Here is a 24,537-nt window from a genome sequence, read left to right as displayed (position 1 = left end):
TTGCCAATTCTAAAAAGGTATATCGACATCTTTAAGCATAGTGACGGAAAATTTATTATATCGAAAACTGTAATCTGAATTATTTTTTAGTTTTTACGCCTGGCATTGTACCGTTTTTTGCAGCAGGTTTCTTTTTGTCGTAATTTAATGTTTCCTTCCTGACTTTCATCGGAACATTTGGTTTGGCTTCTTCAGCTTTTCCTTCTTTGATTAATTTATCGTTGAGTTCGTTTTCTTCAGGAGGAAAAATATCATCTTTTGATTTTATTCTCTCATCTCCACGCCAGACAAAACCTCTTAGTTTACGGTCATTTTCTGGCAACTCGGCTTCAGGGTAAAGATTTCCATTAACATTATTGAAAAAAGTAATGTTTTCAATAGCATTGTTTTCTATAATCAGATTGATTTTACTACTTACGTTTTTATTGATTCCTACTAATTCATTCGCATCATTTCGGGCATAGTAAATAGCTTCTGTGTTTTTTATTACATCTACATAATGTAATTTTCCATCTTTGAATTTCCCAAATAAATTGAGCCCTTTGACCTGATTATACCCTGTGCCGAGGGTGTCCTTTGAGATGATAAAAGTATTGTTGAGTACTTTTAGCGAGTCTATTTTTCGGGTAGTATTGTTTCCAATTAAATGCATAATATCACCCGTAATTTGATTTTCTTCACTCCATAAAATTGGGTTTCCTATTAATTTTGTGAGCGCAGTTTTACTGTTTGAATGAAGCGAATCACATTTTCCGCTCATATCGATTTTGTAAAAACGAACATTCTTAAAGGCTCTGATAATTCTTTCACCTTCTTTTCCGGTAACCATTAATTTTTTACCGTGTATATAAACTGAATCTTTTTCAACCAGATTTATAGCAACCGCTCTTTTAGTTACATACATAGAATCTTTTAGTTTATATAATTCGGCGTAATGACCTTTTACGATTCCTTTGTTGATAGAATCTGTAATTTTTACGTTTCGTGTTGCGGAAGCAAATTCGGTATTTCGATTATAGAATAGGCTGTCGCCTTCTATTCGCCGGTCATTGTATTTTATGTACGATTTTCGAAGGAAATGTGCCAGGTTTTTCTTGGTGTCATAAAAACCATTTTCGGTATAAATATAATTTGTTTTACTTGTAATGGTTGATGGACCAAATAAATAAGAGTGCCCGGAGTTGCTGTAATAATCTAAGTGATTAGATTTCATAACATATTTCGGGTTTGTAAGCGTTACTTCCGTTAAAAACTGAAATTTTTTCTGAGCTACGTAATATCTTCCGGATTTACTTACTAAAGTATTGTTTTTGCTGACAATTGTACCTTTAGTATTGTAAAAAACTTCCTGTACATTTCGGTCAAAATTGATGGTGTCTGTTTGTAAAGTTGCATCCGGAGAGGTCATCACTGCATTTCCGGTTGCGAAAGCTTTTTTTACGTTACCGCTGTATTCAGCATATTTGCTGTTTAAGAATAATGTATCACCTTGTACGAGTTGCACGTTTCCGAAAGCTTTAATATAATTTTCTCTTTGAAAGAAATAGGCTTTATTGCAAGTAAGGACTACACCATCATGATTTATTTTTACATTTCCGGTAAGCAGAAGAGCACCGGGAATTTCTACTTCGTTGACATCTGAAAAGTCTGAGTTTTCAACTACTATTTTTTTAGGAGCTTGTGCAAATAAGCTTTCAATACTTCCTAAAAGCAAACAAAAAGATATGAAAAAGAGTAATTTCTTCAATTGATTTAATTTTTGTCAAATTTATAAAAAAGGTAGCAACGATAATAGATATTATGATTTATTTATAATGGTAAATCAATACAATTTGTGGAAATAAAAAAGGCAGAGATGTAAACTCTGCCTTCTTAATTGTATTTTAAACAGAAGAAAACTAAATCTTGTTTTTTAACGCTGTAGCATCAATATCGCTGTGTGAAACATTATAAACGGCTTTTCCATTTTTGATTAAAATCAATTGTGGGGATTCGTGATAGACATTAAATTTGTCTGCAATTTCGTTTGAAATATCGCGATGTGCAATCAAATCTAAAAAGTAAGCATTAACAACATTTTCAAGATCATATTCTCTTTCAAATTGTTTCAAAGCCATTCGGCTAATGCTGCATCGTGTGCTGTGTTTGAAAATTACAACTGGTTTTTCGTTTGATATTGCTTCAACTTCCTGTAATTGAAGAATATCTGTTAATTCCGTCCAGTTTACGTTACTTTTTGGTGCTTCTGAATTGTCTGAACTTCCGAAGATTGAATTAAAAAAACTCATATTTGGCTTGTTTTATGACTTTTTGACGTTTAAAATTAACTAAAAAGTAGTTTTAAATGTCATTTTGTCTGTAATTTTAGTATGGAATATATTTTGAAACAGGAAACAAAGTTATGGTATTTAAAGTTAAAATGTAATGCAATAAATTCTAATTTTAATGTTATCGAGTATTAAAAAATAATAATGCAATCCTAAATCTTACAGATATGAATATAAATAAATTTACGACTAAATCGCAGGAAGCCATACAGCTTTCTCAACAATTGGCGCAACGATACGGACAACAGCAAATAGAAAACGAACATATTTTTAAAGCCATTTTTGAGGTTGATGAAAATGTGGCACCATTCATTTTGAAGAAACTCAACGTAAATGTGCCTTTGTTTTTACAAGTTCTGGATAGTACGATTCAGAGTTTTCCAAAAGTTTCGGGTGGAGATATATTGCTTTCCAGAGATGCGAATAAAGCTTTGAATGAAGCCGAAATTATTGCACAAAAAATGAGCGACGAATATGTTTCGATCGAACATTTAATTTTAGCCATTTTTGACTCAAAAAGTAAAGTTGCCCAAATTTTAAAAGATCAGGGGGTTACCGGAAAAGCTTTAAAAGCCACTATTGAAGAACTTAGAAAGGGCGAAAGAGTAACTTCGGCTTCAGCAGAGGAAACTTATAACGCTCTTAATAAATATGCTAAAAACTTAAACGAACTAGCACGTACAGGCAAATTGGATCCGGTTATTGGTCGTGATGAAGAAATTCGTCGTGTATTACAAATTCTTACCCGCAGAACCAAAAATAATCCAATGCTGGTGGGTGAACCAGGTGTTGGTAAGACAGCAATTGCAGAGGGTTTGGCCCACAGAATTGTTGATGGCGATGTGCCAGAAAACCTAAAAAACAAAATCGTTTTCTCCCTTGACATGGGAGCGCTTATTGCCGGTGCAAAATACAAAGGAGAATTTGAAGAGCGTTTAAAATCTGTTGTTAAGGAAGTAACGGCTGCCGAAGGTGATATCGTTTTATTTATCGATGAGATTCACACACTTGTAGGCGCAGGCGGCGGTGAAGGGGCTATGGATGCGGCTAATATCCTGAAACCGGCTTTAGCTCGTGGTGAATTAAGAGCGATTGGGGCAACGACATTAGATGAATATCAAAAATATTTTGAAAAAGATAAAGCTTTGGAGCGCCGTTTTCAAAAAGTTTTAGTAGACGAACCCGATACTGAAAGTGCGATTTCGATTTTACGTGGAATAAAAGAAAAATATGAAACGCATCACAAAGTTCAGATTAAAGATGAAGCAATTATAGCAGCTGTAGAACTTTCACAACGTTATATTACAAATCGATTTTTACCGGATAAAGCGATTGATCTGATGGATGAAGCGGCTTCTAAATTGCGTATGGAAATCAATTCAAAACCAGAAGAACTGGATGTTTTAGATCGTAAAATAATGCAGTTAGAAATTGAAATTGAAGCCATTAAACGTGAAAAAGAAGAAGCTAAGCTTAAAATCCTGCGTATGGATCTGGCTAATTTAAAAGAAGAACGAAATGTAATCTATACCAAATGGAAATCTGAAAAAGATGTTGTAGATGGAGTTCAGGCAGTGAAATTAGAAATTGAAGATTTTAAACACGAAGCAGAACGTGCTGAAAGAGAAGGTGATTACGGAAAAGTGGCTGAAATTCGTTATGGAAAGATCAAAGAAGCTCAGGAACGTCTTGACGTTTTATTGAAACAATTGCAAGAATATCAATCCGGAAATTCTTTGATTAAAGAAGAAGTAACCCGCGAAGATATTGCAGAAGTTGTAGCAAAATGGACAGGAATTCCGGTAATGAAAATGCTTCAGACAGAAAGGGAAAAACTCCTTCATCTTGAAGAGGAGCTGCATAGAAGAGTAGTTGGTCAGGAAGAAGCAATTGAAGCAGTTAGTGATGCTGTTCGAAGAAGTCGTGCCGGTTTGCAGGATATGAAAAAACCGGTTGGAACGTTCTTGTTTTTAGGAACAACCGGAGTTGGTAAAACAGAGTTGGCAAAAGCATTGGCCGAATATCTTTTTGACGATGAAAATGCCATGACACGTATTGACATGAGTGAGTATCAGGAACGTCACAGTGTGAGCCGTTTAGTTGGTGCACCTCCGGGATATGTAGGGTATGATGAAGGTGGTCAATTGACAGAAGCGGTACGTAGAAAACCGTATTCTGTGATTTTATTAGACGAGATCGAAAAAGCACATCCGGATACTTTCAATATTCTGTTGCAGGTTTTAGATGAAGGCCGACTAACTGATAATAAAGGCCGTCTGGCAGATTTTAAAAACACGATTATCATCATGACTTCTAACATGGGAAGTCAGATTATACAAGAGAAATTTGAAAATTTGAAAGGAAGTGTCGAAGCGGCAACTGAAGCTGCAAAGGTTGAAGTTTTAGGTTTATTGAAACAAACGGTTCGTCCGGAATTTATAAACCGTATCGACGAAATTGTAATGTTTACGCCATTAACAGTTGATAATATTTCTAGAATTGTGAGTTTACAGCTTAAAAGTGTTAACAAAATGCTGGCATTGCAAGGCATTACAATGGATTCAACACCTGAAGGAATCAAATATCTTTCAGATAAAGGGTATGATCCGGAATTTGGAGCAAGACCGGTAAAAAGGGTAATCCAAAGAGAAGTTTTAAATCAGTTATCTAAAGAAATTCTGGCAGGAAATATTACAACAGACAGTATTATTTTAATTGATGCTTTTGATGGTAAATTGGTTTTTAGAAATCAAACAGAAAGAGTAGAGCATTCATAATAAACATTAATTCAATAAAGAAAACACCAACAGCAATGTTGGTGTTTTCTTTATCTTACAGGTGCAGAATTATTTATTTTACTATAATTTTTTTTGTTTGTTTGAAATTTTGTGTTTCTACAGTTACAAAATAAACTCCTTGTGATAAACCTCCTGTATAATATTGTTCTTCAGGATTATAATTTCTTTTTTCGAATATTACCTGTCCCTGAGTATTGGTTATTTTTAAGCCAACAGTACCAGAGTTGGTATTGGGTAATTTAATATTAATTAGTGAAGAAATATTTGTAGGATTTGGATAAATAATAAAATTTGAACCTGAATTGTTAACTACAGAAAGATTTTCAGAAATAACAGCTTTCCAGTCCCACCAATTTTTATCTATTCCGGCTGTACTTATAGCACCTTCTCCAAGTTTAATTTTGTAATTAAATTTAGTTTTTCGGGTAGATTCATCTTTAAAAATATAATCTGAATTGCAGATTACTGCAAATATAACCCCATTTGCCGGTATACCCTGATCGAAAGAAATTGTGCAATCTCCGGCGTACACGGGCTGAGAATATATGGTTTTTCCTTCTTTGGTACGATAGCATAATTGTATTGACATATTTTTTCCTAATGGTTCAAAAAACAATGTAGCCTGATTTCCTTGAACATGAATCGGAATAAAATTAGCTCCTGACCAGCCAGGTAGGGTTTTTTCTTCTGGGATTAAGTATCCGTTTTCTTCTGTTGTTGTTTTAGCGTAAGGTGTTGCTTTCCATTTTTCTACATTTATAAGAGCCGGTTGCTCAGGACCTAATTCACGTCCCATATTATTGCGGTATAAACTTAAAATTGGCTGCTCGAATTTTCCGAAATCAGCCAATGCTAATCTGGCTCTGTATTCCTGAACCATTTTACGCATTTTAGTGTCACCAATGCCATTAACGGTTCCATTACCATTTGCTATGCCTTCTAATACACGCCCTTCACAATAATTCCAGATCCATGGTAAACTTTTTTCACCAACAATTTCACCCAAGAAGGTTGGAAATACAGAACTATATTGAACGCCGCCAATAATATCTCTGGTCAATCTTAAAGTAACACCATTTTCATTCTGAACTCCGGAATCTACACCTTCAGCAGAAGGGCCTCCAAAGGTTCCATCCTGAAGCCATCCGCTGTAACATTCTATTGGAATAAAAGGAGCAATTACAGACCCGGCACTTAACCATCCCAAATCAACATTGCTGTAGTTCTGGCTGCCTGTTTTTTTTATATCCAAAACAGTTTGCAGCCAAACGTTAGAACCCTCATGAAACCAGGCTGATTTTCTGCATCCGAGCAAGGATGCGTATATAGCATGAATACCTTCATGTGTACAAGCTCCTGTTTGATATTGAGCATCGGGAAAAGTAGTATTAGGGTCGAAACTGGCTACAGGATAATAAGATAAAAGTACCATTGGCCAACTTTCACCATCAGGAGTGCCAACTCCGCTTTGCCATCCTCCTAAATCTGTATTCGATGCAGTGTCGGTACATAATCCAGATCCATATAAGTATACTGAACTGCGATATCCTGCTCTGTACAATTTGTCTGGTGGCCACCCCATATTATCCCTTAGGAAAGTAAAATCTCCATCTAAACGTTTTAATAATGCATCTACAGCAACATCTGTCACTAAAGGGTTGGCATTTGGTCCTTTAACAAAGGTCCATGAACCATAGTTTCTTGACGAAGTACTGTTACATCCACTATATCCGGGATAGTCTTCTTCTAAATTTTTTAATGGTTTTGGAAAATCCGGATAATCGCTTTTAAAATCATAATGAAGTGTTGAGTCATAAGCTGGCCATGAAGTAAAATTACTATTTTCTCCTTTAACGGTTAAATAAAAGTCTACAGAACTTTCGGTGCCGCAATTGTTGATATATAAGAACGTATAGGTTCCTGAATTTACTTCCTGTAAATTAGACAAAGTGATGTTTTGATCCAAAGATGTAAAGTTATTTGGGCCAGACCATTTCATTTTAGCACCAACTTCCATATTAGCTATCGAAGGTTTAAATTGTATGTTATCGTCTGAAGAAATTACAGCAAAATTGACATTTTTTTCCTGACCGTTATTTACAACAAGATTAGCTGTAACTTCAGTAGCATTACATTCAGTGGTTTGAATACCAAAAGCTTGAAATTCAGTTACGCCCGTTGCTGTTGCGCTTTTCATATAGATTCTTAATTTTCTGGATTTAAAGCTTAGATTTTCGATAGTATTGAACTGGTTTAAAGTTAATCCAATGTTACCAGCATTTACCCAACTAATTCCATTCCAATATTGAATGTACGCATTTGTAGGTTGTCCAATACCACCATAATCTGTAAACCAATAGACTCCAACAGAATTTATTTCGTGGGCAAAATCCCATTCGTATTCAATCCAGTTATAAGTGTTGTAAGCTGCTTCTCCGTCCCAGTTTCCATAAACAGGATTAGTTCTGTCTTCTGAGCTAATCGGAGAAAACCCATCATTTACAGCATTAAGGCTTTCCCAAGGAGACACATGTGATGTAGTAATTTTTGTCGAATTTAACAAAGCTAAATTCGTTTGTGCATTTAATTTTTCTGCAAATAGCATAATGACGCTAAAAAATAGAAATGGTAGAAAATGAAGTATTTTTTTTTCTTTCATAATAGGGATTTTTGGTTGTTATTTTTTTGAAATAAAATTTCTGACTGGATTAATAAGTTTTGTAAACTATTTCTGTTTGTGTAAAAAATGCTTATTAATTACTTGTGGCTTTTAACTTTCATTGATAAAGCAAGTTAGGAGTAAAATTATTTTTTTAATATGTAGATAATTACCTCATAATTGGTAAAAGTTAACCAGTATTAAAGTAATTAAAATATTTTCGGAATAGAATTGATTCACTATATCCGTAAATCATGAAACTTATTTTAAAAGTTTTATAAGTGCGTTTACGGATTAAGTTCTGAAATTTACTTACAATTAAAAATATATATCATGAACAATTTATTTAGAGGATTGCTTGCCGGATACGGTGCGAAAAAATTAGGAGGCGGTTGTTTCGGAACAATTATAATTTTTATTATTCTTTGGTTCCTTTTAGGACAATGCAGTTAAAATTTTATAGATAAAATAATCAAAAAGTAGTAGATTCGCACAATTAAAATTTAACTACAAAATATAATGGCATCAGGTTTTTTCGTACTATTAGACGATATAGCAGCAATCATGGATGATGTTGCAGTAATGAGTAAAGTTGCAGCAAAGAAAACTGCCGGTATTCTTGGTGATGATTTAGCTGTAAATGCTGAAAAAGCTTCTGGATTTGCTTCTTCGAGAGAGCTTCCTGTGCTTTGGGCAATTAGTAAAGGTTCGCTTCTTAACAAAATTATTATTTTGCCAATCGCATTTTTATTAAGTGCATTTTTACCCTTTGCAATTATTGTAATTCTTGTACTTGGAGGATTGTTTTTGGCTTACGAAGGAGCTGAAAAAATCTACGAATTTGTATTTCCTCATTCGCATGAAGATTCAGAAGGAATAACAGGCGAAACTTTTACGGAAGAAGAAATTCTGGAAGCTGAAAAAGGTAAAATTAAATCAGCAATTGTAACTGACTTTATATTATCAGTAGAGATTGTAATTATTGCTTTAGGTACTGTAATTGGAAAACCAATTACTCAGCAAATTATCGTGACTTCAATAATTGCTTTAGTAGCAACAGTTGGTGTTTATGGTATTGTAGCTCTTATTGTCAGAATGGATGAAGCAGGTTATAAGCTGATTAAATTTAGTAAAAGAGATAAAAGTGTTTCAAAATTTATAGGTAATATTTTGGTTAAAGCACTGCCGTTAGTTATAAAAAGTTTAACTGTAATTGGTACAATCGCTTTATTATTAGTTGCCGGAGGTATTTTTGTGCATTACATTCCATTTTTTCATGATTTATCACCTAAAATTAATATGCCTGCAATTATAAAAGAATTTGTTGTTGGGCTTGTATTAGGACTTGTAGTTTTAGTTGTTGTGAATTTGTTTAAGAAATTGTTTAAAAAGGTTAACTAGAATATTCAGTATAAAAAAAACACCGGCAAATGCCGGTGTTTTTTTTATCATCTTATCTTAAACTTGCTCCAAGTTCTGTTTCAAAAGTTTGCTGTAATTTGGTCATAATTTTATCAATCTGACCATCAGTAAGCGTTTTGGTATTGTCCTGAATCGTAAAGCTCAGTGCGTATGATTTTTTGCCTTCCGGAAGGTTTTTGCCTTCGTAAACGTCAAAGAGATTAACATCTTTTAAGAGCGCTTTCTCTGTTTGTTTTGCCAGGTTATAAATGCTTTCGTAAGTTGTTTTTTCATCAATCAATAAAGCCAAATCCCTGCGAACTTCAGGGTATTTAGGGATTTCAGTATATTTTATTTTTCCGGTAATGATTTTTAAAATCAAATCCCATTTAAAATCGGCATAAAATACATCTTGTTTAATTCCGAAATGTTTTAATATAGATTTTTTAATTAGTCCAATTTCGACCAAAACCTCATTATTGTATACCTTCGCCGTCCCTTCAGAGAAAATATCAGATTGAGAAGGTGTATTCGAAATTTTTTCAATTCCTAAACGATTCAAAACTCCGGTTACATATCCTTTCAATAAAAAGAAATCTGTAGTTTTTTGTGGATTTGTCCAGCTTTCTTTATTTCTGTTTCCAGATATGAATAAAGTAAGATGTTTGTGTTCTTCGTATCCGCTTAGGTATTTATGGTATGTTTTTCCAAATTCAAATAATTTCAAATCAGAATTTCTTCGGTTAATGTTGTATGAAATCGCTTCTAAACCTGAGAATAATAATGATTGGCGCATCGTCGATAAATCACTGCTCAAAGGATTTAGCATTGTAACGTTGTGTTCTTCTTTTAAAACGGCAGATAATTTTGTGTACGCAGCTGTTGTTAACGAATTTGCCATCATTTCATGAAAACCCTGAGAGTTCAATTGTGACGCAATTACATTTTGTACTTTGTAATCTTCTGTTCTTGGTGAGTTAGAAACAGTTGCGTTGAACTTTTTAGAAAACTCAATATTGTTATAACCATAAACTCTTAAAATTTCTTCGATTACATCTATTTCGCGCTGTACATCAACCCGATAAGCCGGAATCGTTAATCCTAAGCCGGAATCAGAAACACTATTTACTTTAATGTCAAGAGAAACTAATATTTTTTTGATAGTATCTTTTGGAATTTCCTGTCCGATAATTTTAGATACATGGCTGAAATTCAGTAAAACAGAAAAATCTTCTACTTTTTTAGGATATACTTCTATAACATCTGACGTGATTTTTCCACCTGCTACTTCCTGAATTAAAAGGGCAGCACGCTTCAAAGCATATTCTGTGATAGTTGGATCAATTCCTCTTTCGAACCTGAACGAAGCATCTGTATTCAATTGATGTCTTTTTGCTGTTTTTCGAACGCTTACAGCATCAAAATAAGCACTTTCCAGAAATATAGAAGTAGTTCCGTCAGAAACTCCTGATTTTTTTCCGCCAAAGACACCGGCAATGCAAAGTGGTCCTTTTTCGTCACAAATCATTAAATCTTCTTTGTGTAGCGTTCTTTCAACATCATCCAAAGTAACAAACTTTGTTCCTTCAGGAAGTGTTTTTACAATTACTTTTCCGTTGATTTTTGAAGCATCGAAAGCATGTAAAGGTTGTCCTAATTCGTGTAAAACATAATTCGTAACGTCTACTATGTTATTTTTTGGAGTTAATCCAATAGCTTTTAAACGATCTTTTAGCCATGTCGGAGATTCTTCTACTGTAATCCCGGAAATAGTTACACCACAATATCTTGGCGCTAATGCAGGTTCCTCTACACTAACATCAATTTTCAGTGTGCGCATGTCAACCCTAAAATTACTCACAGAAGGTGTGATTAATTCTACGTTTACTCCACGTTGCAGCATTCCGGCTCTTAAATCACGGGCTGTACCAAAATGGCTCATGGCATCGGCACGGTTGGGGGTTAATCCAATTTCAAAAACTTCATCGTTGGCAATTTTAAAAACATCAGCCGCAGGAGTTCCCGGTTTTAAAGCTTCGTCCAGAACCATGATTCCCTCATGTCCGGATCCAAGACCTAATTCATCCTCGGCACAGATCATTCCATGGCTTTCCTGACCACGAATTTTACCTTTTTTAATGGTAAATTCTCCTCCTTCTTTATCATATAAAATGGTTCCGATAGTAGCAACGGGTACTTTTTGTCCTGCTGCAACATTTGAAGCACCGCAAACTACCTGAATTGGATTTTCTAAACCAATATCTAAGGTGGTAACTTTTAATCTGTCTGCATCAGGATGTTTTTCGCAAGTAAGAACGTGTCCTACTACAACTCCTTCTAATCCGCCTTTTACTGATTGATATTTTTCGACAATTTCGACTTCAAGACCTAAATCCGTCAGTAATTCAGAGGTTTGCTCTGATGTCCAGTCTGTTTTAATGAATTGTTTTAACCAGTTATAAGATATTTTCATGTTAACGCTATTGTTCTTAAATAAAGGTGTAAATATAAGGATTGATTGCGGGAGTTGGAAACTATTTTTTTGTTTTTTGCCTGTGACTATTTTTCAAATTTAAAAGACATGAAATTAGATTAAATAAAGAGAGAACTTAAATTCTCTCTTTATTTATCAGTTTTAAATTATTTGGTCGTACAAACTCCGGCATGTACAATTATCCAGAAACTGCCGTTTCCACTATAGCTTAAATTGTAATTGTCTGTAGTAGTATTGCTTAATGTATGCTGGTTTAAAACGGAATTGTAAAGTTAAAATTTTATTGTACAGGTGTTTGTTTTGCTTTTTTATTTTAGGTTTAAATCAGTTCTTCAACATGTTTTTTAATGTTCTCAGCTATCTTTTTGGTTGGCAGATCATTTTCGTCATCTCCAAAAGGATCTTCAATTTCTTCGGCAATAAGTTCTAAGCTTGCTAATACATAAAAAATGAAAACCACCACAGGAGCTACATAATATCCTAGACTAACTGAATATCCAAAAGGAAGTGTCATGGTATAAAAAAAGATAAACTTCTTGATAAACGCACTGTATGAGTAGGGAATAGGAGTGTTCTTGATTCGCTCGCAAGCACCACATATATCTGTAAAAGATTGCAATTCTTCGTTTAACGTTATAAGTTGGTCTCCTGTAATTTTTTTTGCCTCGTACAAAGAATTAATTTTATGATACATCATTCTTTTAACCTGATTTGGCTTGTGTTTATGATGGTCAATTTCGAGATCAACATCTTCAAAAAGCTGTTTGCTGGTTTCCTCATCTTTTAAATGTTTTTGTAAAAATGAGGCGTAAGTTGGAATAATTTCCCTGAAAAACTTCTTGTCATTTTCGTCTTTTAAAATAGCCGAAAGTTTGATAGCCAGATTTCGACTGTTATTGACAAGTGAACCCCATAGTTTTCTGCCTTCCCACCAACGATCATATGCTGTATTGGTTCTAAAAACAAGCAGTAACGAAATTACAAATCCAAGCATTCCATGCATTATTGGAATATTATGAATATAGTCGTTCTTACTAATTTTAAAATATTCAATTTCAACATACCCAACAATTGCAGCATACACTCCTATGGCAAGCATAATGGGAAAGAGTTTTCTAACGGTATCCGATTTATGAAAACGAAAGATAAAAGAAAACCAGTCCTTAGTATTATATGAGATCATTTAATTTTAATTTTGAAACAAATTTAAACTAAAAACTGATATTACCAGCTAACTCTTTTAATGCAATTTCTGATAGTTTTGCCTGATATTCTGCGTTACTGTGACGTACTTTTGCATTGACATAATTTAATTGGGCTGTTCTGAACTCTAAAGTAGTGATTGTTCCAATACGGAATTTATCTAAAGTGATTTCTAAATTTTGTTTCGCAATAGATTCGTTACTGTCTTCGAGTTCAATAAGTTCTAAATTGGTTAAATAGGTCTGGAAGGCAGTACTTAATTGTGTATTCAGGATCATGTTTTGCTGTTCGATAGCAATTTTTGAATTTTCAATTTGAATTTTTGCTACTTTTTCATTTCTGTTTTGGTTAAAACCATCAAAAATATTTAAAGAAGCATTAAAACCATACGTAAAACCTCTGGATGAATTTTCGCTGGTAAATCCTAAACTTGACTGACTTTCAGTAAAATTATAACCGGAGGTTAAATTCAGAACCGGGTATCGGTCTGCTTTTATTTGTTTAAGTTCCAGTTCTGCAATACGTTTATTGATAATTTGTAACTCTAAGGCAGGATTTTGTTTCTGTGCCAGATCTAATAAATCTGCAAAAAGTAATTTATTATCAACCGTAACTTCATCAGTTACGGTGAAATTTATTTTTGGGTCACGCGCCAAATGCTGGTTCAGCAAAATTTTCGAATTTGCATAAGATTCTTTTTGTCTTAACAAAGCTACCATATCGGTATTAAGGTCTACCTGTGCATTTAAAACCTCTAATTTTGAAGCTTTCCCAATTGTAAATCGGTTCTTTGCCAAATCTAATCTTTGTTTTGAGATTACAATCGTAGTGTCTAAGGCAGCTAATTGCTGCTGTTGCTGTACAAGATCATAATAGGCAGAATTGACTTGCCCAATTTTCATTAAAATTGTCCTTTTTAACTCTGTATCACCTAATTTTTGAAGTTCTTTCAATTGGTCTAATCTGGCAAACATTCTCATTCCGTCAAAAACGGTCCATCCCAAACTTACTCCATATGTCAGGTTATTATTTTTCGCATTATCCAAAGATGTAGAGGTCCCATCCTGACGTACCTGGGTTGAATTGGTAATGCTATTATTATCAACAACTGAAGCCGTTGCTGTTGGAAGCATTCCTGCATTTCCAATCGTTACATTTGTTTCGCTAATTTTTGTATTGTTTTTGGCAATCTTTATTTCAAAATTGTTTTCTAAGGCTATTTTCATAGCCTCTTCAATGGTCAAAACTTCTTGCGCTTGTATACTAATCATACAAAAGAAGAATAGTATTGAACTACGGAATAGAATTTTAGTATTCATATTTTTTTCTTTTGACTGAAATTTAAAACTGAATTCCAGGCTAATAAATTATTTGCTTTCTTTTTCGTATTCGTCAATATGATCAAATTCCGGATAATGTTTTCGGGCTTTTGACCACATCAGATATATTGCCGGAATAACAAAAAGGGTTAATGCTAAAGAGAAAATAGTACCTCCCACAATAACAACCCCCATACCAATTCTGCTCGTAGAAGCCGCTCCAAGTGACATTGCAATTGGCAAGGCTCCTAATGCAATGGCTAGACTGGTCATCAAGATCGGACGTAAACGTGCTTCTGATGCTTCCATAATGGCTTCTAATTTTGGTTTTCCCTGTTCCCGGAGCTGATTGGCAAATTCTACAATTAAAATACCATTTTTAGTAACCAGTCCAATAAGCATTACTGTACCAATCTGGCTAAAAATGTTCCAGCTCTGATTGAAGAGCCATAAGGAGAATAAAGCTCCTGCAACTGCCATTGGCACGGTTAAGATGATAATTAACGGATCAATAAAACTTTCAAACTGAGCTGCCAGAATTAAGAAAATCAACAACAATGCTAATCCGAAGGCGAATGAAGTATTGGAACTACTTTCGACAAAATCTCGTGATTCTCCACTTAAATCAGTGGTGAAACTCTGGTCTAAAACTTTCGCTTTAATTCGGTCCATTTCCTCAATACCATCGCTGATACTTTTTCCGGGTGCTAAACCAGCAGAAACTGTTGCCGACATGTATCGGTTATTATGGTACAATTGAGGCGGATTACTTTGTTCTACAATTTTTACCACATTATCCATCTGAATCAATTCGCCGTTTTTGTTTTTTACAAAAATAGAAGTCAAATCAAGCGGTTTGGAACGGTCTTCCTGATTAAACTGGCCAATTACCTGATATTGTTTTCCGTTTTTAATGAAATATCCAAAACGCTGTCCGCTTAAAGAAAGCTGTAAAGTTTGTGCAATATCCATTATAGAAATCCCTAAACTCTCCGCTTTTTCACGATCGATACTTACGTTTATTTCAGGTTTGTTGAATTTTAGATTCACATCACTAATAGAGAACACATCGCTTTTACCGACTTCTTCCATGAAAACGGGGATTTTCTCTCTTAATTTTTCAAAGGTAGGTGCCTGAACAATGTATTGAATAGGTAAACCGCCACGTCTGTTAACGGCAATGGTAGGCTGTTGAATGACAGATGTTTTAGCGTCCGGATATTGCTTGGTCCATTTGGTTAATTTATCCGCAATATCTTTTTGAGAACGAACTCTTTCGTCGGGTTGCTTTAGCGAAAGCCTGATAAAACCACTATTTACGGATGAAGAACCAAATCCCGGTGAGGTAATCACCAGACTCACTTTTTTCTCAGGAATAGAATCGTCTACCAATTTTGAAATCTCCTGCATGAAACGGTCTGTATATTCATAAGAAGACCCTTCCGGAGTTGTCATACGCATTACAACAGAACTACGGTCATCTAAAGGAGCCGTTTCCTTTGGAAGGATGGTGAAAAATAGATAAATGATTCCAAAACAGGCAATCAGAATCGGGAAACTGATCCATTTTCTATCCATAAATTTAGAAAGACTTTCTGCATACGCGCTATTCATTTTTTCGAAAAATGGCTCCGTCTTAATATAGAATTTTGATTTTTTCTGTTCGCCGCCTTTCATCAAATACGCATTTAACATTGGTGTTAAAGTCAACGATACAAAAGCAGAAATCAATACAGCCGAGCCAATCACAACGCCAAATTCCCTAAAAAGACGTCCTACGAAACCTTCCAGAAAAATTACCGGTAAAAATACAGCTGCCAGCGTTACGGATATCGAAATTACAGCGTAGAAAATTTCGTTAGAACCTTTTATAGCTGCTTCAATCGGCGACATTCCTTCTTCTACTTTTTTGAAGATATTTTCGGTAACTACGATTCCGTCATCCACCACCAGTCCTGTTGCCAGAACAATAGCCAAAAGGGTTAATACATTTATGGAAAATCCCAGCATCCACATGATAAAAAATGTAGCAATCAAGGAAACAGGGATATCAATTAAAGGTCTGAAGGCAATTGCCCAGTCCCTAAAAAAGAGGTAAATAATGATGATTACCAACAATATAGAAATCCCTAAAGTTTCAGCAACTTCCAATACCGATTTCTTTACAAACAGCGTATTATCGAGTGCAATATTTAGTTTGATATCTTTCGGTAAATCCTTTTTCAGGGTTTCGTATTTTTTATAAAATTCGGATGATATGTCTAAATAATTAGCCCCAGGCATCGGCACAATAGCCAGACCAATCATGGGAAGTCCTGATGATGTCAAGGAAGTTTCAATATTTTCAGGTCCTAATTCTGCGCCTCCAACATCGCTCAGACGGATAATTTTATCGCCCTCTGTACGAATGATAATGTTATTGAATTCTTCCGGTTTAGAAAGATTTCCGATTGTTTTTACGGTAAGTTCAGTATTGTCTCCGGTCAGTTTACCTGAAGGTAATTCGACATTTTGTGCATTTAAGGCATTACGAACATCGGCTACGGTACATTTGTAAGCCGTTAATTTTACCGGATCAATCCATAAACGCATGGCGTACCGTTTTTGTCCCCAAATCTGAACACCGCTCACGCCCGGAATGGTTTCTAAACGCTGGGAAATAACATTCTCTGCATAATCACTCAATTCCAGAGAGCTTCGGGTATCACTCTGAACCGTCATCGAAATAATAGATTCACTGTCTGCATCTGCTTTTGAGACAACGGGCGGCGCATCGATATCCTGTGGTAAATTCCGAACAGCCTGCGAAACCTTGTCACGAACATCATTTGCCGCTTCTTCAAGGTTTTTGTCTAAGTTAAATTCGATGGTAATATTACTGCTTCCCTGATTACTGGATGATGTAATATTTCGGATTCCGTCAATAGCATTTACAGCTTTTTCCAGAGGTTCGGTTATCTGTGATTCAATAATGTCAGAATTAGCTCCTGTGTAATTGGTCCTTATCGAAACCTGAGCGGGATCAATGGAAGGAAATTCACGAACACCCAAAAAAGTATAACCAATAAAGCCGAATAAAATAATTAAAAGATTCAGTACAATGGTTAAAACAGGTCTTTTTATACTTGTGGTTGATAAACTCATTTTGTTTTATGATTTTAAGTCTCTAAATTTAAATTTCTAAACTTTAGACTTTAAGACTTTAGACTTTAAGACTTATTTTACTTTAACTTTTATCGGAGCTTCGTCTTTTAAAGACATTACACCACTTGTAATTAAAGTGTCGCCTGCTTTTAATCCTGACAAAATTAAAACTGAAGCATCGGTTCTGGTGGCTGCTTCTACTTTAATTTCTTTGGCTTTGCCCATATTGGCAATGTATACTTTTTTACCATCCTGAATCGGTACAATAGCTTCTGATGGAATCACGATTGCGTCTTTAATAATGTTTAAAGGCAGTTTTACATCGGCAAAGGTTCCCGGAAAAAGTTTTCCGTCACTATTTTCTGCAATGGCACGGATTTTTAAAGTACGTGTTGCCACTTCTACCTCCGGTTCGATGGCGTATATTTTAGCTTTATACACTTTGTCTGATCCTGAAACAGAAAAATCAATAACAGAACCCGAAGTTACCTGAGCAGCATATTTTTCAGGTATAGAGAATGTGATTTTTAGTTTGCCTGTATTGACCAGTTTTGCTACTAAAACAGTTGGCGTAATATAAGTTCCCGGTGAAATAGAACGCAATCCGATTTTTCCTGAAAAAGGCGCTTTTACAGAAGTTTTGGCAATCTGTGCGCTTATCAATTGTGTCTGTGCTTTCGCGGAAGCGTAATCCGCATTGGCAACATCAAATTCTTCCTGGCTTATAGCCTCTTTTTGTAACAATAATTTAGCTCTTCTTTGATTTTCGCCTGCCAGACCTTCTTTTGTCTGAGCCTGTCTCAGCTGAGCTCTCAATTCAATATCATTTACCTTAAAAAGTACCTGACCTTTCTTTACATTACTTCCTTCGCTAAAGTAGATCCCTTCAACAATTCCGGAAATTTCACTGTGAATCTCAACCTGTTCATTGGCTTCAATAGATCCTGATAACGATAAATTATTGTCAAAAACCGAAGTTTTGATCACAATTCCTGTAACAGTTGTAGGTCTGTCCTTATCGCCAAATTTTTTAGATTCTTCATTTTTCTTTTTGTTGGATATCACACGGTAAGTGATAAAACCCCCGAGTAGTATAATTATAAGGGCGTAAATTAGGTGTTTTAGTTTCATGAAAATTGAGGTAAATGAGTTTTATGTCTCGAATTGGTGATTACAAATTTAGTTTTTTGATATGAATACAAAAGGGCTTAATGGTTATTTAACACTTGTATGTACAAGTGTTTTTAAAGCTATTTTGTTTCAATTTTTCTAATGCTAATAAACTTAGACATTGGTGTTGAAAAAAGGTTTAATTGAAAAACTTTTTTTTAAAAATAAATTTGAGAAGCGAATCCTGCTGTACGCTGTATCTTTTATACCGAACCCCGGTATAAAAGGATGTCGCTTCCATCAGGGCTAGGGCTATTAGGGATAAAGATATTTTGTTTTAATTATTTATGAGTGCAAAAAAAAATGCAATAAGACCAAACGTTTTATTGCATTTAAATATTGATTTCCAAAACTTACTATGAATTGCTAAACTGCAGATTGCTCAGGTTTTTATAAATTCCGTTTTCAAGGTTAATCAGCTCCTGATGTGTTCCTTCTTCGGTGATTCTTCCATTATCCAGAACTAAAATTTTGTCGGCGTTTCTAATCGTCGAAAGACGGTGTGCAATGATAATGCTGGTTCTTCCTTCCATCAAAACTTCTAAAGCTTCCTGAACCAGTTTTTCGCTTTCGCTGTCTAAAGAAGAAGTTGCTTCATCCAAAATTAAAATACTCGGGTTTTTTAATAATGCTCTTGCGATTGCAATACGCTGACGTTGGCCTCCTGATAATTTTACACCGCGTTCTCCCACCAGCGTTTCGAATTTTTCAGGGAAACCGTCTATAAAGTTCAATGCATTGGCTTGTTTTGCGGCCAGTATTATTTCTTCATCTGAAGCATCCGGTTTTCCGTAGGCAATATTTTCCCGGATAGTTCCTCCAAATAAAATCACATCCTGCGGAACGATACTCATATTTCCGCGCAGGTTTTCCAGATCGTAATCGTAAATATTTTTTCCATCCACTAAAATTTCTCCTGATGTAATATCGTAAAAACGTAATAGTAACGAAGAAATAGTCGATTTTCCGGCGCCACTTGGCCCTACAAGCGCAATCTTCTGACCAAAATCAGCATTGAAATTAACCTCTTTCAATACCTGAATTTCTTTTCTTGAAGGATAGCTGAAAGCCACATTTTTAAAAGTGACATTACCTTTAATTTTTTCTATAGGAAATGCTTTTGGGCTTGCATTGATGGCTTCTGGAGTTTCTTCCAGTAATTCGAAAACACGTTCTGTAGCACCAACCGCTTTTTGAATCTGCGCATACATTTCGGCAATACCGCCAAAAGAAGCCCCAATAAAAGTAGTGTACAGTACAAACGAAATCAGATCTCCCACATCTTCAACTTCTCCTTTTATCGTTAAGGTAATGCCGTACCAGACAACAGCCACCACACATCCGAAAAGGCATAAAATAATAAAGGAGGCAAAATATCCTCTGTACTGACCGCCTTTGATAGCGATTTTTACAATTTCCCTGATTTTGTTTTTATAACGCTGAATTTCGTACCATTCGTTTGCAAACGCTTTTACATTGCTGATTCCCTGTAACGTTTCTTCCACAATGACCTGGCTTTCGGCTACTTTGTCCTGCGTTTTTTTACCGTACTTACGAATAAATCGTCCAAATATAACAGCAGCAACAGCAACTATTGGAACAATGGCCAGCATCATTAAAGTTAACTTTGAACTAATATTTCCTAAGATGATAAATCCGCCGATAATTAAAATAAACTGACGTAAAAACTCGGCAATTGTTGTAGTAAAAGTGTCCTGTAATTGTGAAATATCAGCGCTGATTCGGCTGTTCAGTTCCCCAACACGTTTTTGTGAATAAAACGACATTGGAAGTTTGATTAAATTCTCATACAACGCAAAACGAATGTTCGATAAGGAGTTTTCAGTAAAGTTGACGAAAAGAGAAATTCTGAAAAACGAGAATATGGCCTGTAAAACCAGGATTCCCATAAGAGCTATGGCAATTTCGTTTGCTTTGTCAAGATCTTTATTGGCAACGCAGTTTACCAGCATTCCCATTAATTTCGGAAAGGCAAGGGCAGTGGCACTGGTTAAGAGTAAAAAAACTAAACCGAGGAAGAATTTCCATTTGTGGTTTTTAGCATATTTAAAAATTCGGATTGCTTTTTGAAGGGAGTTAGAGTTTAATTTAGCTTTCGGTAAATCATTTTCCTGAAATCTTGCCATTTGAGTATACAATTAAGGTATGCAAATGTATGACTATAGCAAGTGAATACAAAAGGAATAATTAAAATTAGCTTTCCGGATTTCGTTTTTTAACTAAATGCTAAGACAAGGTACGGTTTTATTTCGTTTTTAAGAAGCTGAAAAATAGCTTTCTAAAAGTATTCGTGAATTTTATTTTATATTTTTTATCAAAAAGGCTTGCAAATACAAATTCTAGGTGTATATTTGCACTCGCAATCACAAAATGATAGCAGCCTAGTAAAATAGGGCGATTAGCTCAGCTGGTTCAGAGCACCTCGTTTACACCGAGGGGGTCGGGGGTTCGAACCCCTCATCGCCCACCAAGAAACTCCTTAAGAAATTGAGGAGTTTTTTTTTACGATTTTCAGAGTGTTGAAAGATTGTAGATTCACACTCAAATTTGGGGAGATACTCAAGCGGCCAACGAGGGCAGACTGTAAATCTGCTGTGTGAACTTCGCAGGTTCGAATCCTGCTCTCCCCACAAAGTACAAAAAACTCTAAAGTCTTATGATTTTGGAGTTTTTTTATTTCCTAAAGTCATGGATTTATTGTTTATGGATTAAGATTTTCTCAGGTTATCTACTCTTTTTACTGAATCCTCCACTTTCAATTAATCCATTTAGATAGTACTTCAATCAGGATTTGTAAGATAAATGATTATAGAATTTGTATAATTTATTTATTTTCGCAGACTATCATTTTGAAATGGCTAAATTCAGGAATAAATATAGAATAGGATCACACCGATTACGTCATTGGGATTATTCTTCAAAGGCCTTATATTTTCTTACCATTGTTACCCAAAACAGGGAATGTGTTTTGGGTGATATTATCGCCGGGGAAATAAAATTATCCGAAATGGGCAAAATTGTAGAAAATGAATTTTTGAAATCATTTGAAATTCGTAATGAATTGTTTTTGCACGACTATATTATCATGCCCAATCATTTGCATATGGTTGTGGAAATATGTGATTCCGGTAATGAATCTGAATCGATAAAACCGAATCGTCCTGTCCGATTATCCAAATCCATTTCGTCGTTTATTGCGGGATTTAAATCGGCGGTAAATAACAAAATTGATGATTATATTGATGAACATCATTTACCAATACCAAAATACAATAAACAAAATCATTTTTTTCAACCCAATTACCACGACCATATTGTCAGAAATGATTTTGAATATCAAAGAATAGCGAATTACATTATACAAAATCCGATCGTGTGGGAAAATGACAAATTAAACCGTAAGAAATGAGTAAGCAGTCCGAACAAATTTTAGTAGAACAATTCGTTGGGCAATTACAAAAGCCGGATTATAAATATACTGCTATTGCTGCTGAAAAAGCATTACCGGCAAATCTTAAAATACAATTAGAGAAGCACAATTTTTTTTCATGTATTATTCATGCACTATCCATGCTTTATCCATGTGTGTCGTCCTAAAATAACTATACAGATTATTTAAAATTCCATCCTAGTGTTACACCAAAAGCTACAGGTTTAATTTCAGCATCTTTATCCGTACTGTACAAGCCATTAATTTTCCTATCAGATGCAGATGTTGGGTTATAACCAATATAGGATTCATTCTTGTTTTGGTCTAAAATTGAACCATATCCATTTTCCAGAAACATTGCCGCATATAACGAATTCTTTCTGCCTACATCAAATGTAAATCCTAACTCAAAAGAACTCATTATAATTCCTTTGGTTTTATACTCTCCTGATGAGGAATAATTATCCTGACTACCAAAACCATATTCTGGTAAATCATCAATAGTCAGGTTTACATCTGGATAATAAGCGCTACCATTTACGTAATCGGCTGTTGCTTTAATTTTATAGTTTACAGGTAAAAAATATTTAGCTCCGGCTCTAAAATTAAAATCAATACCCTTGTTAATATTTGTTTTATACTGCACAAAAAGAGGGATTTGCAGAGCATGTAAAGTTTGTTTTTCTCTATAATTGTTGGTTGTAACGTTATAAACAAATGCCGAAGTGGAAGCATCAACTTCAAAACTAGAAAGTGTTGCAGAAGGCTGAGACAAAGAAACTTCTTGTTTGTATTGTGAGAACTCTAGCCCTGAACCAATACCAAAATGATTATTTAAAGAGTAGATATAACCTGCTTTTACAGCTCCGCCAAGGCGATTACCTGTTTGTATACCAGTAATATCACTCTGAATATTCCCTATTCCCGACTGTATACCTACATAAAACTGTGCAGCTATTCCTTGGGAAATTAAGAAAGCTATAGTTCCAATTATGCTTTTAATATTGAGTTTCATAGATGTAAAATTTATTTTTTAGTGTCCCTATATGTTGTCGCCTTTTTACTCATTGCTTTTTGTTTACACAAATTTGTTGTTAATGACGATTTCATACTTGTTTTTAAATTAGAATAATCCATCCTCATTCATTAAATATGAGGATGGATTATTCTGTAAATTATTTTTAATTTTTAACGAGAAGGTTTTTTGTAAAATATTTACCATTTGCTAAGGTCATTTTTATAATATAAATTCCTTCAGCGCTCGGAGCACTCATGTCAATAGTATTTTGACTTGGGTTTGTAATAGTAGTCAGTAAGTTACCTGTTAAATTATAAAGTTCAACACGTGCATTTTGTAATCTGCTTGTACTAACATTCGTTATCAATTGGAAACTTGCATTGCTTCTAACAGGGTTTGGAACAATTCTTATGTACTCTTCTTCTATTGTTGGAGAGAAAGTCAACGTACAGGTTGTAATTAATGTTCCGTCTAGTTTTGTTGCTACGGCATAATAAGTTCCATTCAAAGGACCACTTTCTTTGAAATATTGTGAAGTTTGTCCCGAAACTAAAACCCCATTTTTATACCAGCTATACGATTTAAAACTCTTAGAACTATTGTCAAAGAAGATAACATCTTCAAATTGTTTTCTAATCAGGTTAGGCTGACTAGATACTACCGGTAAAACTACAGCCGGAGCTGCGTTGTAATTCATGTTACCTGGTTGCGAAGCTGTTATAGTTGCAGATCCATAATTTTGAAAAATTAATGAATTATTTGAAACAGTAGCAATGTTAGTATTGGAAGAAGCATAATTTACAGCTAAACCACTATTAGCAACAGCAGTCAAAACAATACTAGTTTCTCCATTACACCCTAATCCCAAAGTCTGATTCCAGGTAATTACCTGATCTGCTTTCGTAATAGTAAAATTAGAGCCATTATGCATAATGGTATAATTTCCACCGGCACTTAAGTTACCTTGTGTGATAGCGTAAACACCCACATTCTCTCCAGCAGTTCTGCTTAAAGCTCCTGTGAAAGAATCACCACTTACTAAACTTGGAGAAACCGTATAAGTAAAAACAGGATCTGTTGTTCCGTATACTTTGGTTTGTGATGGAGTTGCTGTTACTGTAATTGGTTTTGCCGTAATCGTAAAATCTTTGCTTACGTAAGTAATGTTATAATTAGAACCGGCACTCAAACTTCCTTGTGTGATAGCGTAAACACCCACATTTTCTCCAGCAGTCCTTGTTAAAGTTCCAGCGAAAGAATCACCACTTATTAAACTTGGAGAAACCGTATAAGTGTAAACAGGATTTACTGTTCCATAAACTTTTGTTTGTGAAGCATCTGCCGTTACTGTAATAGGTTTTGCCGTAATAGTAAAATCTTTGCTTACATAAGTAATGTTATAATTAGAACCGGCACTTAAGTTTCCTTGTGTAATGGCATAGTTTCCAATATTCTCTCCAGCAGTTCTGCTTAAAGCTCCTGTGAAAGAATCACCACTTACTAAGCTTGGAGAAACCGTATAAGTAAAAACAGGATCTGTTGTTCCATATACT

General features: G+C 34.8%; 15 protein-coding genes and 2 tRNA genes. 6 read left to right on the top strand and 11 right to left on the bottom strand.

Annotation, left to right across the window (positions count from 1 at the left end; all coding sequences use genetic code 11):
• Nucleotides 1-79: 79 nt before the first annotated feature.
• Nucleotides 80-1,747 (bottom strand): OstA-like protein, encoded by a 1,668-nt coding sequence (locus FLACHUCJ7_RS20985; RefSeq protein ID WP_230408891.1) that lies wholly within the window; start codon nucleotides 1,745-1,747, stop codon nucleotides 80-82.
• 151 nt (nucleotides 1,748-1,898) lie between these two features.
• Nucleotides 1,899-2,288 (bottom strand): bacillithiol system redox-active protein YtxJ, encoded by a 390-nt coding sequence (ytxJ, locus tag FLACHUCJ7_RS20980; protein WP_078229708.1) that lies wholly within the window; start codon nucleotides 2,286-2,288, stop codon nucleotides 1,899-1,901.
• 206 nt (nucleotides 2,289-2,494) lie between these two features.
• Here ytxJ and clpB point away from each other — a divergent pair, with 206 nt between their 5' ends.
• Nucleotides 2,495-5,104, top strand: coding sequence for an ATP-dependent chaperone ClpB (gene clpB / locus FLACHUCJ7_RS20975; protein ID WP_180910327.1), 2,610 nt, complete (start codon nucleotides 2,495-2,497; stop codon nucleotides 5,102-5,104).
• A gap of 73 nt (nucleotides 5,105-5,177) precedes the next feature.
• Here clpB and FLACHUCJ7_RS20970 read toward each other — a convergent pair whose 3' ends face one another.
• Nucleotides 5,178-7,784: a T9SS type A sorting domain-containing protein gene (locus FLACHUCJ7_RS20970; RefSeq protein ID WP_180910326.1), complete on the bottom strand. Its 2,607-nt coding sequence runs from the start codon at nucleotides 7,782-7,784 to the stop codon at nucleotides 5,178-5,180.
• 519 nt (nucleotides 7,785-8,303) lie between these two features.
• Between FLACHUCJ7_RS20970 and FLACHUCJ7_RS20965 the strand changes: the two genes are divergently transcribed.
• Nucleotides 8,304-9,185, top strand: coding sequence for a DUF808 domain-containing protein (locus FLACHUCJ7_RS20965; RefSeq protein WP_078229705.1), 882 nt, complete (start codon nucleotides 8,304-8,306; stop codon nucleotides 9,183-9,185).
• 52 nt (nucleotides 9,186-9,237) lie between these two features.
• Here FLACHUCJ7_RS20965 and pheT read toward each other — a convergent pair whose 3' ends face one another.
• The 6 genes from pheT to FLACHUCJ7_RS20935 all read right to left on the bottom strand — a co-directional run bounded on the left by pheT (nucleotide 9,238) and on the right by FLACHUCJ7_RS20935 (nucleotide 20,662).
• Nucleotides 9,238-11,658 carry a phenylalanine--tRNA ligase subunit beta gene (pheT, locus tag FLACHUCJ7_RS20960; RefSeq protein WP_180910325.1) on the bottom strand — a complete coding sequence of 807 codons (2,421 nt, stop codon included), beginning with the start codon at nucleotides 11,656-11,658 and terminating at the stop codon, nucleotides 9,238-9,240.
• 340 nt (nucleotides 11,659-11,998) lie between these two features.
• Complete coding sequence (locus FLACHUCJ7_RS20955; RefSeq protein ID WP_031454964.1) at nucleotides 11,999-12,862, bottom strand: bestrophin family protein; 864 nt, start codon at nucleotides 12,860-12,862, stop codon at nucleotides 11,999-12,001.
• A 28-nt stretch (nucleotides 12,863-12,890) separates the two neighbouring features.
• Nucleotides 12,891-14,201: a TolC family protein gene (locus FLACHUCJ7_RS20950; protein WP_180910324.1), complete on the bottom strand. Its 1,311-nt coding sequence runs from the start codon at nucleotides 14,199-14,201 to the stop codon at nucleotides 12,891-12,893.
• 48 nt (nucleotides 14,202-14,249) lie between these two features.
• Nucleotides 14,250-17,345 carry an efflux RND transporter permease subunit gene (locus FLACHUCJ7_RS20945; RefSeq protein ID WP_180910323.1) on the bottom strand — a complete coding sequence of 1,032 codons (3,096 nt, stop codon included), beginning with the start codon at nucleotides 17,343-17,345 and terminating at the stop codon, nucleotides 14,250-14,252.
• 72 nt (nucleotides 17,346-17,417) lie between these two features.
• Nucleotides 17,418-18,476, bottom strand: a complete 1,059-nt coding sequence (locus FLACHUCJ7_RS20940; protein ID WP_180910322.1) for an efflux RND transporter periplasmic adaptor subunit — start codon at nucleotides 18,474-18,476, stop codon at nucleotides 17,418-17,420.
• A gap of 395 nt (nucleotides 18,477-18,871) precedes the next feature.
• Nucleotides 18,872-20,662: an ABC transporter ATP-binding protein gene (locus FLACHUCJ7_RS20935; RefSeq protein WP_180910321.1), complete on the bottom strand. Its 1,791-nt coding sequence runs from the start codon at nucleotides 20,660-20,662 to the stop codon at nucleotides 18,872-18,874.
• A gap of 266 nt (nucleotides 20,663-20,928) precedes the next feature.
• Between FLACHUCJ7_RS20935 and FLACHUCJ7_RS20930 the strand changes: the two genes are divergently transcribed.
• From FLACHUCJ7_RS20930 to FLACHUCJ7_RS20915, 4 genes are all read left to right on the top strand, one after another.
• Nucleotides 20,929-21,006: transfer RNA gene (locus FLACHUCJ7_RS20930), tRNA-Val, on the top strand.
• A gap of 79 nt (nucleotides 21,007-21,085) precedes the next feature.
• Nucleotides 21,086-21,166 (top strand) — tRNA-Tyr (locus FLACHUCJ7_RS20925).
• A 185-nt stretch (nucleotides 21,167-21,351) separates the two neighbouring features.
• The gene (locus FLACHUCJ7_RS20920) at nucleotides 21,352-21,945 is read left to right on the top strand and encodes a transposase (protein ID WP_180910320.1); all 594 of its coding nucleotides are present in this window, start codon (nucleotides 21,352-21,354) and stop codon (nucleotides 21,943-21,945) included.
• A complete protein-coding gene (locus FLACHUCJ7_RS20915; RefSeq protein WP_180910319.1) occupies nucleotides 21,942-22,133 on the top strand; it encodes a hypothetical protein in 192 nt (63 codons plus the stop codon). Before FLACHUCJ7_RS20920 ends, FLACHUCJ7_RS20915 begins: the two co-directional genes overlap by 4 nt.
• A gap of 14 nt (nucleotides 22,134-22,147) precedes the next feature.
• On the opposite strand, the gene FLACHUCJ7_RS20910 is transcribed toward FLACHUCJ7_RS20915, so the two are convergent.
• Both FLACHUCJ7_RS20910 and FLACHUCJ7_RS20905 read right to left on the bottom strand, forming a co-directional pair.
• On the bottom strand, nucleotides 22,148-22,981 hold the full coding sequence (locus FLACHUCJ7_RS20910) for an outer membrane beta-barrel protein (RefSeq protein ID WP_180910318.1): 834 nt from the start codon (nucleotides 22,979-22,981) through the stop codon (nucleotides 22,148-22,150).
• Between the two features lie 166 nt (nucleotides 22,982-23,147).
• The coding region (locus FLACHUCJ7_RS20905) for an MBG domain-containing protein (RefSeq protein WP_180910317.1) at nucleotides 23,148-24,537 on the bottom strand (1,390 nt) is incomplete at its 5' end.

Source organism: Flavobacterium salmonis (genome assembly GCF_903819435.1).
Classification (GTDB): domain Bacteria; phylum Bacteroidota; class Bacteroidia; order Flavobacteriales; family Flavobacteriaceae; genus Flavobacterium; species Flavobacterium chungangense.
Note: the sequence above shows the minus strand (reverse complement) of the source record. Positions and strands in the feature narration are given on the sequence as shown.